The following is a 17,139-nucleotide window of genomic DNA, read 5'->3' as shown; positions in this document are numbered from 1 at the left end:
AATCTATCGCTGGCGACGCACCCGGGGCGATCAGCCGGTCAGCCAAATCCGCGTAGCGCTATCTGCTATCGTCGGCCGGAGCGAGTCGCGTGCGTTCGCCTCTAGGACGCGCCGCGTGGCCGTGGGTCGTGGTCCGTCCTGCGGGCGGTCGATCCGTCTGAGAAGAGTCCGCCGAGGATCCGTTGCGGCGGGCGAGCTAACCGGCGAGCCGATGTGCGGCCCACCGCTCTCGTGACGCCATCTTTGCGGCTGTCGCGAGCGCCGGGTATCGCCGCGTCGACCATCCGAGAATGGCGGAATCCACCACTCCGCTTCTGGCTGTGGCGCCGGCCACATAGTGCTAAGATCCGGCCGGTCAAGCATTTACGAACTAACCCGCGTTGACGGGCCGCGATGGCTAGAAAGAAAGCGGCAAAGAAGTCCCCGGACGTATCGGCCGAAAAGCCCGCCCCGAAGCCACGCCCGAAGGCCACGCCGCCGAAGGCCTCGCCGCCGAAGGCCACGCCGCCGAAGGCCACGCCCGCGTCGGCCAAGGGCGACTCGGGCAACGGCGCGCCCGAAAAGGAACACGTGCCGATCGTCGGCATCGGCGCGTCGGCGGGTGGGCTCGCCGCGTTGAAGCAGTTCTTCGCCCACGTGCCGGGAGACTCCGGCGCGGCGTTCGTCGTCGTGGTGCACCTGTCGCCCGACCACAAGAGCCACCTGGCCGAGCTCTTGCAGCCGCACGTGCGGATGCCGGTGCAGCAGGTGAGCCGCACGGTGCGGCTCGAGAAGGACCGCGTGTACGTGATCCCGCCGGGCGCGAACCTCAACACGATCGACACGCACCTGCGGCTCTCGAAGCTGGAGGAGGACCGCCGGGAGCGCGCGCCGATCGACCACTTCTTCCGCACGCTCGCCGAGACCCAAGACGGGCACGCGATCGGCGTGATCCTCACCGGCACCGGCAGCGACGGCACGCTCGGCGTGAAAGAGATCCGGGGGCGGCACGGGCTCGTGCTGGTGCAGGACCCCGGCGAGGCCGAGTACGACGGCATGCCCCAGAGCGCGCTGGCGTCGGGCGCGGCCGACGCGGTGTTGCCGCTCCACGAGATCGCGCCGGCCCTGCTGCGATTCCTCGGCACGCGGCCCCGGGTCGAGCTGCCCGCCGACGGCGCCGAGCCCGACCCGGAGCAGAAGCAACTGCTCCACAAGGTGTTCGCGCAGATCCGCGCGCGGACCGGGCGCGACTTCAGCTCCTACAAGCAGTCGACCGTGCTGCGGCGCATCCGGCGCCGCATGCAGCTGCACCAGGTCGAGTTGTTGGAGGGGTACCTCGAGATGCTCCGCAAGTCGGCGGACGAGGTGCGTGCGCTGGCGGACGACATGCTCATCACGGTCACCAACTTCTTCCGCGACACGGAGACCTTCGAGTACTTCGCCGGGGAGGTCCTGCCCCAGTTGATGGCGGGCAAGGGGGCAGAGGACGAGTTGCGGGTGTGGAGTGTCGGTTGCGCCACGGGAGAGGAGGCCTACTCGCTGGCCATGCTGCTGGTGGAGACCCTGGGGGACCGCGAAACGGCGCCGCGGATCCAGGTGTTCGCTAGCGACCTCCACGAGCGCTCGCTCCGCCACGCGCGCGAGGGCGCGTACCCCGGCGACATCGGGGTCGACGTCAGCCCCGAGCGGCTGAAGCGGTTCTTCGTCAGAGAGAACGGGGGGTACCGAGTCCGGAAAGAGCTGCGCGAGATGGTGGTCTTCGCGCCGCACAACCTGCTGGGCGACCCGCCGTTCTCGCGGATGGACATCATCTTTTGCCGCAACCTGCTGATCTACCTGCGGCGCGAGGTCCAGCGGGACGTGGCCGAGCTGTTCCACTACGCGCTGCGGCCGGAGGGCTACCTGCTGGTCGGCTCGTCGGAGACCATCGACGCGGTCGACCTGTTCAGGGTGGTCGACAAGAAGCGCTGCCTGTACCAGAAGCGGAACGTGCCCGCGTGCGACCCACGGCTGCCCGTGTTCCCGATGGCGTCGTCGCACCGGGCGATGGCGGCGCCGGCCCGTCGCGACGCGGCCGAGCCGATCGCGTACGGCCGCGTCCACCAGCAGATGCTCGAGCGGTACGCCCCGCCCAGCGTGCTGGTCGGCCCGGACGAGAAGATCGTCCACTACTCCGAACACGCCGGCCGCTACCTGGTGCACCCCGGCGGCGGGCCCACGACCAGCGTGTTCAAGCTCGTCCGCGACGAGCTACGCATGGAGCTGCGCTCCGCGTTGCGGGCGGCCCTGGAACGCGGGCGCGCGACGAGCACCAAGGCGGTGACCGTGCGGTTCGACGGCGGCGCCGCGCCGGTCGTGCTGCACGTGTGGCCGGCCTACGAGAGCCAGCAAGAGGGTTTCGCGCTGGTGATCTTCGACGAGCGCTCCGCCGACGACACGCCGTCCGAGCCGCCGCCCGGCGCGTCGGGCGAGGTGGGCGCAGCGGGCGGGCAGGTGGCCAAGCTCGAGTCCGAGTTGGAGGTGTCGCGGCAACGGCTGCAGGCCGTCATCGAGGAGTACGAGACCGGCCAAGAGGAGATGAAGGCCTCGAACGAGGAGCTGCAGAGCGCGAACGAGGAGCTGCGCTCCACGATGGAAGAACTGGAGACCTCCAAGGAAGAGCTCCAGAGCATGAACGAGGAGCTGCAGACCGTTAACCAGGAGAACCGGCACAAGGTCGAGGAGCTGGGCCAGCTCTCGGGCGACCTGCAGAACCTGCTCGCGGCTACCGACATCGCCACGCTGTTCCTCGATCGCCAGTTGCGGATCCTCCGTTTCACGCCCCGGGTGGCGGACCTGTTCAGCATCCGCATCACCGACCGCGGCCGCCCGGTGTCCGACCTCACCCACCGCCTGGCCTACCAGCAGATGACCGACGACGCGCAGCGCGTGCTCGACAAGCTCGTGCCGGTCGAGCGGGAGGTGCGCGACCACGACGACGGCTGGTACCTCGCGCGTGTGCTGCCGTACCGCACCGCCGACGACCGCATCGATGGCGTGGTGCTCACGTTCGTCGACATCACCGCGCGGCGCCGCGCGGAGGAGCGGGTGCGCCGGAGCGAGCGGCTGCTGGCCGTGCAACTGAACGCGTCGCAGCGGTTCCACGAGTTCAGCACGCGGCTGCTGCGGGGCGAGGACAAACGGGCCGTGTTCGAGGAGATGCTAGAGGTCGCCGCCTCGGTGCTGGACAGCCGCATCGCGTGCGTGCAATTGCTCGAGGGCGAATCGGCGGCCGACGGGCGCGCCGCGCAGCTGCGCCTGATCGCCGACATCGGCTTGAGCCGAGAGAGCGCCCACGCTTGGCGCGTGATCGCCGCCGATTCGGACACCGCGTGCGGCCGGGCGCTGAAGTCGGGCAAGCAGGTGATTCTCGAAGACCTTCAGCAAGAAGAACGAATCGCCGGCGAGGAGCTCGAGCCGTACCGGCTCAGCGGCATCCGCGCGGTCTTGTCGACGCCGCTGTTCTCACGGGACGACAAGCTGCTAGGGATGATCTCGACGTTCTGGCGGGAGCCCCACCGGCCCACGCGGCAACAGCTGGACACGTTCGAGGTCGTGGGCGGCCTCACGAGCACGCTCCTGGAGCAGCTGCTCAGCGACGAGGAGCTGCGCGCCGCGAAGACGGCCGCCGAGAACATCATCGAAACGCTGCACGAGCCGCTCGTGGTGCTCAACCGCAACCTGACCATCAGGTCCTGCAACCCCGCGTTCTACCACCACTTCCACGTGCGGCCGGACGAGACCCAAGGGAAGAAGATCTACGACCTGGGCAACGGCCAGTGGAACCTCCCCGAGTTGCGGCGCCTGCTGGAAGACGTGCTGCCCGACAACAACTCGTTCGTCGACTACGAGGTCGACCACCGCTTCGAGTCGATCGGCCGACGCGTGCTGCTGCTCAACGCGCGGCGGCTGGAGCACGAGCAGCTCATCCTGCTAGGGATCCGCGACATCACCGAGCGCACCCTGGCGGAGCAGGCGGTCCGCGAGAGCGAGCAGCGGTTCCGCGCGCTGACGGCCGCGTCGAGCGTGATCATCTACCGGATGAACCCCGACTGGAGCGAGATGCAGCAGCTGTCTGGGCAGGATTTCATCGCCGACAGCCCGTCGCCGACCGGGGATTGGCTCGAGCGCTACATCCCCGAGGACGACCGGCAAGCCGTGTCCGCGGCGATCCAGCGGGCGATCGACTCTCGGGAGATGTTCGAACGCGATCACCGCGTCATCCGGCTCGACGGGACCACCGGGTGGGTCTATTCCCGCGCCGTACCGATCCTCGACGAACGGGGCGAGATCAAGGAATGGTTCGGCGCGGCCGGCGACATCACCGCGCACCACGACCGGGAGCACGCGCTGCGTGAGAGCGAAGAACGCTTGCGGCGGGCGGCCGAGGCGACCGGCTTCGGCACCTACGACTACGACGTCGCCGGGGGGCGGGCGATCTGGGCGCCCGAGCTGTACGCGTTGACCGGCGTGCCCGCCGGCGCGGAGCCAGACGACCGGCTGATGCTCGGGCTCGTCCACCCGGAAGACCGCGACCGCTTCCAAACCGAAATGGAAAAGGCCGTCGGCGCCGACGGCCCGGGGCGCCACCAGATGGAGTTCCGCATCGTCCGCCCCGACGGCGCCACGCGCTGGGTCCGCGACACGGGCCAGACGTTCTTCGCCGGCAAGGGCGCCGACCGCCGTGCGGCGCGTGTCGTGGGCACGGTGCAAGACATCACCCGGCAGAAGCAGTCGGAGCTCGAGCTGCAGCGGCTCAACGAGTCGCTCGAGCAACAGGTCGCCCACCGGACCGCGATGCTCAAGCTGCTGCAAGAGGTCACCCGCGCGGCCAACGAGGCCCGCACCGTTGAGCAGGCGCTGAACGCGGCGATGGCGAGCATCGCCGGGCACAATGGGTGGAGCGTGGGGCACGTGTGGCGCGTGGCCGAAGACGACAAGCGGGAGCTGGTCACCAGCGGCGTGTGGCACGTGGCCGACGACTACCACCACGCGGTCGCTAAGCTCGACGAGTTCCGCCGGCTCACCGAGCAGACGCGGATCCCCCGCGGCGAGGGCTTTATCGGCCGCGTGTGCGACACGGGCCAGGTGCTGTGGATCGACAACGCCGCGGAGTACGAGGCCTGGCTGCGGGGTGACCCGAGTGACTTCGGTCTCCACGCGGTGATCGCGTTCCCGATCTTCCTGGACGGCGAGGTGGCGGCCGTGATGGAGTTCTTCTCCCCGTCGCCCACGGAGCGGGACGAGCGGTTCCTGGAGATCATGCCCGACCTGGGCCTGCAACTGGGGCACGTGATCCAGCGGAAGCGGCTCGAGCGACGCATCGCCGACGCGGCCGAACGCGAGCAGCGGCGTATCGGGCAAGACATCCACGACGGCGTCGGCCAAGAGATCACCGGGCTGAAGTTCCTCGCCAAGGGCCACGCCGCGTCGCTCGAGTCGCAACGCGCCGAAGACGGCGAGATGGCCCGGCGGCTCGCGTCGGGGTTCGAAACGATCCAGGGCCAACTGCGGCGGATCATCCGCGACCTGGTGCCGGTCGAGGTCGACGCGCAGGGGCTGGCGGCCGCGCTGCAGTCGCTCGCCGAGCGCACGGCCGCGGACTACGGCGTTGAGTGCCGCTTCGAAGGCGACGAGGCGGTCCGCCTCGCGAGCAACCTGATGTCGACCCACGTTTACCGCATCGCCCAGGAAGCGGTCAGCAACGCCGCGAAGCACGCCGGGCCGTCGCTGATCGAGATCAAGTTGGAAGTCGAGGGGGACAGGCTCCACCTGTGCGTCAGCGACGACGGCGTCGGGATGCCGACCTCTCGCCCCAACGACGCGACCTTCGGGATCGGCAGCATGACCTACCGCGCAGAATTGCTCGGGGGAAAACTAACAATCGAGCCACGCGACGCAGGCGGGACCGTCGTTTGCTGTGTGGCGCCACAGTCACCCAGCAAAAGGGAGGAAAGCTAGATGACTCGTTCAGCCACGCTGCTCAGGGGCCAGACGATGCGGATACTCGTCGTGGACGACCACCCGACCGTCCGCGAGGGGTTGGCCCACTGCATCGCCGCCCAGCCCGACATGACGGTGTGCGGCGCCGCCGCCGACGTCGGCGAGGCGCTCCGAGAGATCGAGGAGCACCAGCCCCACCTGGTGATCGTCGACATCTCGCTCAAGACCAGCGACGGGCTCGACCTGGTCAAGGCGATCGTCAACCGCCACCCGGCGGTGCGCACGGTCGTCCACTCGATGTACGACGAGGCCATCTACGCCGACCGCTGCCTGCGGGCCGGCGCGCACGGCTACGTGAACAAGGAGGCGGACCCCGACGACGTCATCGAAGCGATCCGCACGGTCCTGGCCGGCGACATCTACCTCAGCGCGAAGATGACCAGCCGGCTGCTCGGCCGCCGCTTCGCGTCGACCACCCAGCCGACCGACCCGGTCGAGACCCTCACCGACCGCCAACTCGAGATCTTCCGCTTGATCGGCGAGGGGGGCGACACCCGCTCGATCGCCCAGCGGCTGCACCTGAGCGTGCACACCGTAGAGACCCACCGAGAGAACATCAAACGCAAACTCGGCGTGGAGCGGCTGTCCGACCTGAACCGCCGCGCGGTGCTGTGGGCGCAAGAGAACCGGTGAGGGCGCCGCGTCGGCCGCCGGCGCGGTGCCGATCGGCAACGCCGTGGGCAGCAACATCTTTAACGTGCTGTTTATCCTCGGCGTATCGGCGTTGATCGTCCCGCTCACGGTGGTGCAGCAACGGGCGCGCTTCGACGTGCCGCTGACGATCGTGCTGTCGATCGCCGTGGAGCTCCTGGCGCTAAACGGCGTCATCGGCCCCTGGGAAGGCCTGCTCTTGGCGAGCGGCAGCGGCGCGCCCTTGGGGGACGCCCAGCCGGGCTAGAGTCCGAGCGGCGGCGATCGGGCCCCTCCCGATTCGCCGCCAGGCCAAATGCAGCCACCCGACAGTCGACGCCGCCGCTGGGCCGGTCCCGCGGCCGGGCGCCGCGCCAATCGATTGGCGGATGCGCAGTTTGGCGATAGGGTTGCGCTAGGTCGCATCGAGCCGCCCGCGAATCCCGTCTAACGTGTACATCCGGTCGGGAGCAGTTCGAAAACGGCCTCCGGCGTGCGGCGTTCGGTGAGATGGCTTCCGATGCCGGCCTCGCCGATTAGTCTCGGTAAGACAAAGCGTCTCAACACGACAGGGCGCGACCACGGCTTGGCCTCTGGGCGCCAACGCATTGGCCGCGCAGCGAGGAGCACAGAGCTTGGCGAAATCTGGTACGGGCGGCCGCTGTGGGCGGATTGTTGCGGCTTGGCTCGCGGCCATGGCCGTCGCCCCCTCGTGCGCGCGAGCCGAGTTCGACGACTTCCGCGGCCTCTGGATCAGCCGTTTCGAGTACAACGACAACAGCTCAGCGGACATCCGCAACAAGATCAACGCGGCGGCTGACCTCGGCATCACCGACGTCATCTGGCAGGTCCGCGGTAAGGCCGACGCCTACTACCAGAGCGCGCACGAGTCGCCCGCCGAGGGTTGGAACCAAGCGATCGACCCCCTCCAGGTCGCGATCGACACCGCCCACGCCCGGGGAGTGAAGCTGCACGCTTGGCTCAACACGATGCCGCTGTGGCGGGACACCACGCAGCCGTCCGACCCGTCGCACATCTACTACAACTCCGACCCGAGCTTCCGCGTCACGGACAGCGGCGGCGCGGTCGAGCAGACGGTCGGGGGGAGCAGCTCGTTCAGCGGCGGCTACTCGCGGATCAACCACGTGCTGCCCGAGGCCCAGCAGCACATCAGCAACGTCGTCCAAGACATCGCCACCAACTACGCGGTCGACGGGATCCACCTCGACTACATCCGCTGGCTCGGCCCGGGCGACGCCGGCGATGGTTTCCGCCCCGACTGGGACTACCTGCCCCACGACCCGTACTCCCACCAGCTCTACTTCAACGACACCGGCCAGGACGCGTCCGACGGCTCGACCTTCGCCAAACGCGAGGCCTACCGCGACTGGGTCCAAGGGCGGATCACCGACCTGGTCGAGCTCGTCGGCGACACCGTCGACAACGCGGAGCTCGCCACGGGGCGGCAGATCGACCTGTCGGCGGCCGTCTGGAACAACCCGACCACGGCCGAACGGGACTACATGCAGGACTACCGCGACTGGCTCAGCCGCGACCTGCTCGACATCGCGATCCCGATGGTCTACCTGCGCCAGTCCAACAGCCACCTGCTCGACAACTTCCTCGACGACATCTTCTCGACGCCGACCAACAGCCAAGTGTCGATCGGCCTAGGAACCTACCTGCACACCCCCGCCGAAGGGGGCGTCGACGAGACGCTCCGCCAGGTCCAAGAGGTCTACGACGACGGCCGCGCCGACAGCCTTACCTTCTTCAGCTGGCGATCGCTGCTGGATGGCTCCTCGCTCAGCAGCCAGCGGGCAGCCGCACTCGTGCAGTGGTACGAAGACACGTTTGTGCTCGAAGGCGATTACAACGACGACGGCCTCGTCGACGCGGCCGACTACACCCTCTGGCGCGACACGTTCCTGCAGTTCGGCGACCTGCCCGCCGACGGCAACGGCGACGGGTTCATCGGCAACGCCGACTACGACCTGTGGGCCGCCAACTACGGCGCAAGCGCGGCCAACGCCGCCACGATCCCCGAGCCCGCCGCTGTCGCGCTGCTCGCCGCGTTGGGGCTAGCGCCCCGCTGGGCGGGCGGCCGACCACTGCGCAACAGCGAGATACAGCTACGCTCCCGCGCGGCGCCGATGCGCCGGTAATGGTTATGCTGAGAGTTGCTACGCGACCCCGCAACGAGTATCGCTCGCGTGGTCGGCCGACCGCGGAGCGGCAACCGCCGCCCCCACTTTTCTCCAAGAATCAGCCGTCCGACAACCGGTCCCGGCGACCGCGTCGGTCGGTACTAAGTCGCCTTCAAAGGAACGCACCGATGCCCACCTGGTTCGCCCGCCTGACGTTTTGCGGCCTCGCCATCGCGACCTCCACTTCGCTCGCGCAAACGGTCTTCATCAACGAGGACTTCGAGTCGTACGGCAGCACAAGCGCCATGAACTCCCGCTGGGCGCCCACCACGGGCGACGGTCTGGCGCCGGCCGGATCCGCCGGTTCGCTGACGGCCGAAGTCGATGGGGTCGTGGGGCAAGCCGGCAACGCCGCGACGGGCGGAGCGGGGGTTGTCAACGAGCTGGTCGATGGCTTCTCACTCAGCAACCAGAATGGGTTCCTGATCACCCCCTCGGCGACCGAGAACATCGTCATGCGGGGCGACATCTTCATCGACGCCGAGTTCGGCGCCACGATGCGTCAAGGGATCGGTCTCCGCGGCGACATCTTCGACCGTGACCCGTCGGGCGAAACCGCCTTCGGCACGAACTTCGTCGAAATGGGCACGTGGAACGGCAGCGTATGCCTGCCCACGGCGCCCGACTGCGTGATCGGCGACCCCACCGCGGAGCCCCCGGTCGAGCCGGACGCAAACGCGCGGATCGAGAATGACTTCGCGTTCCGCGTCGTCTTGTTCGACAGCAGCACGCTCGGCAACTACTTCGAGAACGGCGTCGATCTGGGCCAGATGCAGGTCTCGCCGAACTGGCAGTACTTCCCGCTCGATCCGGCTCTCGACCTGGCGACCACCGTCCTCCCCAACGGAAGCAGCGGCAACGAGGACGGCCTCGCTAACCTCGCCGACATCGGCACGGGATGGCACACGTTCGAGGCCGTTATCGGCGACGACTTCGTGGAGCTGACCCTCGACCTGTTCCGCGACGGCATCAACAACGTGACCGGCGCCGCCGGCGTCGACGCCAGCGTCCTGGTCGAAGTCGCTATGGCCGCCAACTTCGACGCGCCGCCGTTCGACTTCGATCCCGCACCGATGAACAGCTTCCGCTTCGGCTCGCCGTCGGGCGTGACCAGCGACACGGGCGTGGCGCACTTCGACAACCTGTACCTCGCCCTTGAGGAAGCCGCCGCCGAACTGCTCGGCGACTACAACGGCAACGGGGTTGTCGACGCGGCCGACTACACCGTGTACCGCGACACCCTCGGTGACAGTGTCGCGGCCGGCGAGGGCGCCGACGGCAACAACAACGGCGTGATCGATCCGGGTGACTACGACGTGTGGGCCAACAACTTCGGCGAGGCTGGCTCGTCGGCCGTGGCCACGCCCGAACCGACCGCCGCGCTGCTCGTGTCGCTGGCCGGCCTGGCCGCCCTCGGTCGCCGACGCGGCTGAGCGGCCGCGGCCGCACCGACGGATCGATCCATTTGAGAAGAACCCATGTTCACGACCCAAGGCAGGCGTCGCCCCATGCAACCCCAAGCGCCTCGCGTCCGCCGCGGCTTCACGCTCGTCGAGCTGCTCGTGGTGATCGCGATCATCGGCATCCTCGTCGCGTTGCTGCTCCCGGCCGTCCAAGCGGCACGGGAAGCGGCACGGCGGATGAGCTGCCAGAACAACCTGAAGAACCAGGCGCTCGCGTGCCTGAACTACGAGTCGGCCAACAAGGTCTTCCCGCCCGGCGCGCAGTACGCCGCGCGGCCAGAAGGGTCGACTTCCGCCGCAAACGGGCCCGGCTTTCACTACTTCATCCTGCCGTACCTGGAAGACACCGCGCTCTACGACTCGGTCCAGCAACAGATCGAGGCCTTCCGGCAGAACAATAACGGCCGCGATCCCGACTTCGGGAGCACGCTGCTCGCGAATATCGAGGTGTCCGTGTTGATATGTCCCTCGGACGACCGCGTTGGCAACGACGGCGCGTTCAACTCTGACCCTTCCGCCCCGGGCGCCGACTACGCCGGCGTTGCTGGGTCGACGGCGGCAAGGCTCCAGTACGTGGAAGGCTTACAGGGGTTCCAGCTCTCGTTCGCTTGCCAGCCGAACGGGACAGAAGATTGCATCGGGCCGGTGGGCTCGCTCGGCGCCGAGGGGCTGAACACCGACGGTCTCCTTTACCCACAAAGCCGCGTTCGGACCGGTCAGGCGTCCGACGGCCTCAGCAAGGTCTACATGATCGGCGAGCGGTGGTATATCCAACGCATCTGGTCGCAAGGCGTCCGCAGCCCGCGGCCCGAAGCGGGACCCGACGCCGACCGGCCGTACCACGAGACCTTCTCCTACGTCTGCAAGAACATCACGCCGCGTGTGCCCATCAACGCCAACCTCGAGCAAGTCGGCTACGCGGTGTACCACTTGGGAACGCAGGTGCGGCCGGTCCCCGAGGACGTCGGCAACCCTGGGCGGATCAGCCACAGCAACCTGCCCTTCGGCAGTTTCCACCCGGGCGGGGCCCATTTTGCCTACGGCGACGGCAGCGTCCACTTCGTGAACGACGACATCGAGGCCGCCGCTTATATCGCCCAGGGATCCCGCAACTCCGGGATGTCGGGCGAAGAGCAGCTGGCAGTCCAGGTCACGTTCTAGATGATAACTCCTGCCCCTCGCAAACTCCCCTTGCATAGCAATCGCCCAGGATTACGGTGTGCAATTGGGCGAATAGTTCTTTGAACGATTCAAGAGTCTCTCCTTCGTTTCCCATCAACGGTACGGCAGTCTAATGAAAGCAACTCGTGCTACCGCGCTCCTGGCAGCGCTCGCCCTGGTCGCGCCGGCCAGCGGCGCCTTCTTGCTAGAGATCGACACCGACGGCCTCGACGACGGCGTTCTGACGCTGAACCCGAACTTCTCGACCGGCGGCGACACGGGCGTCCCGTCGCAGAGCATCGCCGGCACGGCCGTGGGCCTCACCGGCGGCGACAGCGTGTTCGGCGGCGCGGCGGCCAATGGCGATGGCGCCCCCAACCCGGACACCTACATCTACACCTACACCCCCGCGGTCGACGGCGATAACGTCGGCCTCGCCCCGGGGACGGTCCTCAACGAGTTCGGCGACACGCTGGTCAACCTGCCCGCCAGCAGCGGGCTCTACGAGGTTTACGTGACCTGGCCCGACACCGGGAACATCAGCTTCGAGGCGCCGACCAACTACGTGCTGAGCGACGGCGTGAACGAGCTGCTCTCGGTCTCGATCAGCCAGGACAACGACTCGGGCGGATTCACCGGCAACCAGTGGATCTCGATCGGTCAGGCGGTGCTCGACGCGAACACCACCTACACGCTCACGCAGACCAACACCCCCGACGAGCAGGTCGGCCTCGGCGGCACGACGTTCGTCAACGGCTTCGTGTCGATGCGTGCCTCCGGCGTGTTGTTCGACCGCGTCCCCGAGCCCACCTCGGCGCTGCTCGCCGCGGTTGCGCTCGCGGGCTTCGCCGCCCGCCGCCGCGTCTGATCGACGCAACGCGTGTCCGCTACAACCCGAAGAGCCCCGCCGACCCCAACCGGTCGGCGGGGCTTTTTTCGTCGCACCAGCGCTCCCCCTCCCGCCGGCCACCCCGCGGCGCGGGGGCCCGCCGCGGGGTAGAGTAGGGGACGCCCCCCGACGCCGCCCCGGCGTCCGCCCCAAGCCCGATCACTCCTCCACAGCGCCCAGGGTCCCCCATGCGCCTTGCCTTTCTCCTCACCGCGTCGGCGACGCTCGGCCCGGCCGCCCTCGCCGCGCCGCTCTCGCCGGACGAGGTCGCGGTGGTCGCCGCCAAGTCGGTCGACGAGTCGGTCGACTTGGCCCGCTACTACGCACAGAAGCGGGGTCTGCCCGACGGCCGGATCATCGAAGTCGAGTTCCCGGCCGGCGCCGGCGAGACCCTCTCCCGCGCCGCGTGGGCCGATACGGTCCGCCCGGCGATCCGCGCGTGGCTCGAGGAGAACGACCCGAAGGGGGCGATCCGCTGCCTCGTGACCACGCACGGCACGCCGCTGCGGATCGGCCCCGCCGAGCCGGACGCCGAGTCCCGCGCCTACGCGCGTTACCTCGAAGCCGAGCGGGCCGCCCGCGTCGAGCGGCTCAAGCAGGTCGCGGCCGCGATGGACCAGGTCGGCGGCGGCGCGCCGCTGTCGAGCGTGCTCGACGCGTTGCCCGACAGCGGCGGCGACGGCCAAGGCCTCACCGCGCTCCGCGACCGCCTCGAAGCGGCCGTGCGCGGCGCACAGACGCGCTTGGCGGAACTCGATGCCGCCGATCGGGGGACCCAACAGGCCCGCTTGCAGCAGCTCGCCGGCGCCGTCGGCGGTGCGAACGTGCTGGTGCAAAGCCTCCAAGGCCAGATCCAACAGCGCGCCAGCGCCGGGCAAGAGAGCCCCTCGGCGGTCGTGCAGCAATACGCGGCCCTGGCCGGCCGTGTGAGCGGACTGGTCGAAGCCCGCCAACTTCTGGAGCGACAGGGCCCCGACCCGCAACGCGACTCGATCATCTTGCGGCTGATCGAGCAATCCAACGGGTTGCTCGGCGCGGTTGTCTGGCTGCAGGAGCAGCAGCGGGCGGCCGAGCGCGACGAGACCGCCGCGTCGCTCGACAGCGAGCTGAGCCTCGTGCGATGGCCGGACGGGTACCAACTCCGCCGTTGGCAGCCGAACTACTTGGCCGCCGGCTACCGAGATAGCCGCATCGAAGAAGCCCTGCCGACGCTGATGGTCGCCCGGCTCGACGGGCCCGACGCCGCGTCGGCCCGCCGCTTGGTCGACGACGCGCTAGCCGCCGAACAAGCCGGCGGCTTGTCGGGCAAGGTCTACCTCGACGCCCGCGGCGGCGCATCGGACGACGCCACCCCCTCGCTCGAGGCCGAGCAGCAGTACGAGGAGTCCCTCCGGGCGACGGCCGACGGCCTCCGAAAGCTGCTCGAGCAGACCGACCCGCCGCAGCTGGAGGTCGTGCTCGATGACGAGGAGGGCCCGCTCTCGCAGCCCGCGACGGAGGCCGCCCTCTACTGCGGGTGGCGCTCGGACGACGGGCCGCCCGAGGGGCTCGCGTGGCGCCGCGGCGCGATCGGCTACCAGCTCGTCGACAGCGACGCCGGCGAGGACCGGGTCGACGCGTCCGGCGTCCCCTGGGCGCAGTCGGTGCTCGCCTCCGGGGCGGCGGCGACGGTCGTCCCGTTGTTCGACCCGTACCTGGTCGCTTTCCCGCGGCCGAACGAGTTGTTCGGCGTGCTCGTGCAGGGCGACGTCACGCTCGTCGAGGCCTACTACCTCACCAAGCCGTTCAACAGCTGGGCCATGACCCTCGTCGGCGACCCGCTCTACCGGCCCTTCCCGGGCAAGGCCGCCCCGGCCGGCGATTGACCGCCACGCCGCCCACGCGCCGCCCCCGTCGCGCCGACTCCGGCGGCGCCACGTAGAATGACGGCTGCGAAACCCACTCGTCCCCGGAATCTGTTGGTAGCTGGATGAAGCTTCGAGCGCTGTTGATGTTCCTCTGGGCCGCCACCGCAGCCGGCGCGGGTGAGCCGCCCGGCCCCGCCCCCGAGGGGATGGCGTGGGTCCCCGGGGGCGAGTTCTCGATGGGCAGCGACTTCCGGCTCGCCCGCCCCGACGAGCGGCCGATCCACCGCGTGCGGGTCGATGGCTTCTGGATCGACGAGACCGAAGTCACCAACGCCGAATTCCGCGAATTCGTCGACGCGACCGGTTACGTGACCGTCGCCGAGAAGCCCCCCGAGCTCGAAGAAATCATGGCGCAGCTGCCGCCGGGCACGCCGCCGCCGAAGGAGGAGGACCTGGTCGCCGCGTCGCTGGTGTTCGTGCCGCCGAACCACCGGGTGCCGCTGAACAACGTCGGCGCGTGGTGGCGTTGGGTCCACGGTGCGAACTGGCGCCACCCGGCCGGCCCGGAGAGCTCGATCGCCGGCAAGGACGACCACCCGGTCGTGCACGTGGCCTACTACGACGCGCTCGCCTACGCCGAGTGGGCGGGCAAACGGCTCCCGACCGAGGCCGAGTGGGAGTACGCGGCCCGCGGGGGCCTCGAGGGCAAGCCGTTCACGTGGGGCGACGAGCCGCTCTCCGAGGAGCAGCCGCAGTGCAACATCTGGCAGGGCGAATTCCCGGTCCGCAACACGATGAAGGACGGCTACGCACGGACCGCCCCGGTCGGCAGCTTCCCGGCCAACGGCTACGGCCTCTACGACATGGCGGGCAACGTCTGGGAGTGGACGACCGACTGGTTCCGCCGCGACGCTTACGCCCGCCGGCTGAAGAAGCTCGGGGCCGACGAAGCCGCCGTGAACCCGACCGGGCCAGCCGACAGCTTCGACCCGAACCAGCCCTACACGCCCCAGCGGGTGACCCGCGGGGGCAGCTTTCTCTGCAACGACGTCTACTGCAGCAGCTACCGCCCGTCCGCCCGGATGGGTTGCAGCCCCGACACGGGCCTCGCGCACACGGGCTTCCGCTGTGTGAAGTCTCCCCCGACGGACCAAGCCGCCGACGCCGAGGCTGAGAAGCCGACCGGCGACGCGCGCACGGCCGAGTGATCGGCGACGCTGCACGGCAAGAGCCCTCGCCCGTCGGGCGGCCCCAAGCTTGCGCCGCTAAGCCGCCCCCACGCGGCTACGCCTGATCGCGGGCGACCATCGTTTGCCCGCTACCGGTTCGGGAGACAGCCGAGCGAGGCAAGAAAAAAAGCCGCCGGCCTTGTGGCCGACGGCTTCGGAGTTTTTGCTATCTCGCTACTGCGAGCCCGGTCTCTCAGCAGCCGCGGCGGGTCGCTCCGCCTGCGAGCACGAGGCCGGCAATCCACACAAGGCTGCTGGCCGCCTCGGGAACAGCGGCGAGGCTCTCATCGATACGGAAGCCAGCGGTCGCCATGCTCGGCGTGCCGTTGTCATACACGCCGAGACGGTACGTCCCAGGCGCCAGACCGGCCAGGAGCGGCGTCGCGGAATCAGCGTTGTAGACGACTCCTTCCGATCGCACCGTGCCAGGCTCACCGAACATGTTCGCTTGGCCGGCGAGCACGCCCGGGGCGCTGTTTGCCACGTTCGTGTCGGTGGTAAGCCGAGTGGAGCCTCCCATGCCGTCCAGCTGGTCCAGGATAACGGCCGAGATGTCGTTCGGTCCTGTGGACGCTGTCGAGCCGACCATGAACGAATCGAGGAACAGGTCGAACGGATTGGTGACCGTGAACTCAAGGTACGCGGCAAACGGCGTCTCGATCCAGTTGAACGTCACGGATCCCGACGACGAGGCGCTCACCGTGCCATCGCCGTCAAGGATCACGGATGGTTGAGTCGAGATCGACGCATGAGCCGAAGCCGCGCTGAGGGCGATCACGGCGATTGCTGCGGTCAGCGCTCGGCTACGGTGCGTGAAGGACATGAAAGTTGCTCTTTACTAATTGCCTAGATTCTCTGGATCCCGCAGCACGGTCCGTGCGGTTGACTCAGGTGTTCTGTGCCGCCTTGGCCAGTCTTGCCGTCTGCCTCATGTTACTCGCATGCGGCTGACCGCTCAATGTTCTTCTTGCGAAGACGAGCAATTCTTATTCAGCAATTGAGCTGCGGTACGCCGCACAGACGAGCCCCACGCAGCCTCCCTGCGTCGCTCAGTACCGCCCTGAGTTATCGAAGCGGCTCGAAGATCGAGTCGTCGTCGAATAGCTGCTGAGGGGTCAATGCCCCGAGCGATCGCGACAGCACGCCCCGGCCGGCCAGCTCCGGCTGCTGGTGCAAGCAGTAAGCGGCTAGCTCGCTGCAGATCCACTGGTCGTCGGCGTCGATGATGCGGTCGACCGCGTCCCGCACTTGCCCGCCGCAACACTGGTTGACTAACCAGCCCACGAAGTTGTTCTGCACCGCGAGGTTCGCCAACTTGGTGTGGTCGAACCGATCTCCCACGTGGGCCTCGGCTAGCCCGACGATGGAGCCGGCCATCCGGTCGTCCAGGCCGCGCGGTCTGCGGAACACCACGTATCGCTCGTCGTTGTCGAAGTACAGCTTGTCCAGCGGCGACCGCACGATGCCCTTGGGGAACGCGGCCTCGATGCACTCGTTCGGGCCGGTCACGATCATCACGTGCGACACGACGATCTTCTTCTCTCGCTCCCATTGCTCGACGTGGGCGATCGCCGCCGACATCGTGCTCGCGGCGTGGTTGAAGCCGATCCAACCCAGCCCATAATCCTTCCCCCATTCGGGGCGGCGATCGTAAAAGATGACGTCGCTGTCGGTCTGCACGGCGGCGTCTCA

At 68.6% G+C, this 17,139-nt stretch carries 11 protein-coding genes; 9 read left to right on the top strand and 2 right to left on the bottom strand.

What is annotated here, in order from left to right:
* The first annotated feature begins 393 nt into the window (after positions 1-393).
* The 9 genes from RIC11_RS07150 to RIC11_RS07110 all read left to right on the top strand — a co-directional run bounded on the left by RIC11_RS07150 (position 394) and on the right by RIC11_RS07110 (position 15,426).
* Positions 394-5,979 carry a CheR family methyltransferase gene (locus RIC11_RS07150; protein WP_350209774.1) on the top strand — a complete coding sequence of 1,862 codons (5,586 nt, stop codon included), beginning with the start codon at positions 394-396 and terminating at the stop codon, positions 5,977-5,979.
* Entirely contained in the window at positions 5,980-6,654 is a 675-nt protein-coding gene (locus RIC11_RS07145; protein ID WP_350209772.1) for a response regulator transcription factor, read from the top strand. It abuts the gene before it with no gap.
* A gap of 25 nt (positions 6,655-6,679) precedes the next feature.
* A complete protein-coding gene (locus tag RIC11_RS07140; RefSeq protein WP_350209770.1) occupies positions 6,680-6,919 on the top strand; it encodes a calcium:cation antiporter family protein in 240 nt (79 codons plus the stop codon).
* 427 nt (positions 6,920-7,346) lie between these two features.
* Positions 7,347-8,816, top strand: a complete 1,470-nt coding sequence (locus tag RIC11_RS07135) for a family 10 glycosylhydrolase (RefSeq protein WP_350209768.1) — start codon at positions 7,347-7,349, stop codon at positions 8,814-8,816.
* A 170-nt stretch (positions 8,817-8,986) separates the two neighbouring features.
* Positions 8,987-10,291 carry a hypothetical protein gene (locus RIC11_RS07130; protein WP_350209766.1) on the top strand — a complete coding sequence of 435 codons (1,305 nt, stop codon included), beginning with the start codon at positions 8,987-8,989 and terminating at the stop codon, positions 10,289-10,291.
* 75 nt (positions 10,292-10,366) lie between these two features.
* Entirely contained in the window at positions 10,367-11,482 is a 1,116-nt protein-coding gene (locus RIC11_RS07125; RefSeq protein ID WP_350209764.1) for a DUF1559 family PulG-like putative transporter, read from the top strand.
* 133 nt (positions 11,483-11,615) lie between these two features.
* Positions 11,616-12,350, top strand: a complete 735-nt coding sequence (locus RIC11_RS07120) for a PEP-CTERM sorting domain-containing protein (RefSeq protein WP_350209762.1) — start codon at positions 11,616-11,618, stop codon at positions 12,348-12,350.
* A gap of 209 nt (positions 12,351-12,559) precedes the next feature.
* On the top strand, positions 12,560-14,236 hold the full coding sequence (locus RIC11_RS07115) for a TIGR03790 family protein (protein ID WP_350209761.1): 1,677 nt from the start codon (positions 12,560-12,562) through the stop codon (positions 14,234-14,236).
* Between the two features lie 104 nt (positions 14,237-14,340).
* A complete protein-coding gene (locus RIC11_RS07110; protein WP_350209759.1) occupies positions 14,341-15,426 on the top strand; it encodes a formylglycine-generating enzyme family protein in 1,086 nt (361 codons plus the stop codon).
* Positions 15,427-15,640: 214 nt separating this feature from the next.
* On the opposite strand, the gene RIC11_RS07105 is transcribed toward RIC11_RS07110, so the two are convergent.
* Together RIC11_RS07105 and RIC11_RS07100 are read right to left on the bottom strand one after the other, a co-directional pair.
* Entirely contained in the window at positions 15,641-16,270 is a 630-nt protein-coding gene (locus RIC11_RS07105) for a hypothetical protein (RefSeq protein ID WP_350209757.1), read from the bottom strand.
* Positions 16,271-16,512: 242 nt separating this feature from the next.
* Positions 16,513-17,127: a hypothetical protein gene (locus RIC11_RS07100; RefSeq protein ID WP_350209755.1), complete on the bottom strand. Its 615-nt coding sequence runs from the start codon at positions 17,125-17,127 to the stop codon at positions 16,513-16,515.
* Positions 17,128-17,139: the final 12 nt, after the last annotated feature.

Origin of the sequence: Botrimarina sp., assembly GCF_040219535.1 — a bacterium.
In the GTDB taxonomy this organism is placed as follows: domain Bacteria; phylum Planctomycetota; class Planctomycetia; order Pirellulales; family Lacipirellulaceae; genus Botrimarina.
Note: the sequence above shows the minus strand (reverse complement) of the source record. Positions and strands in the feature narration are given on the sequence as shown.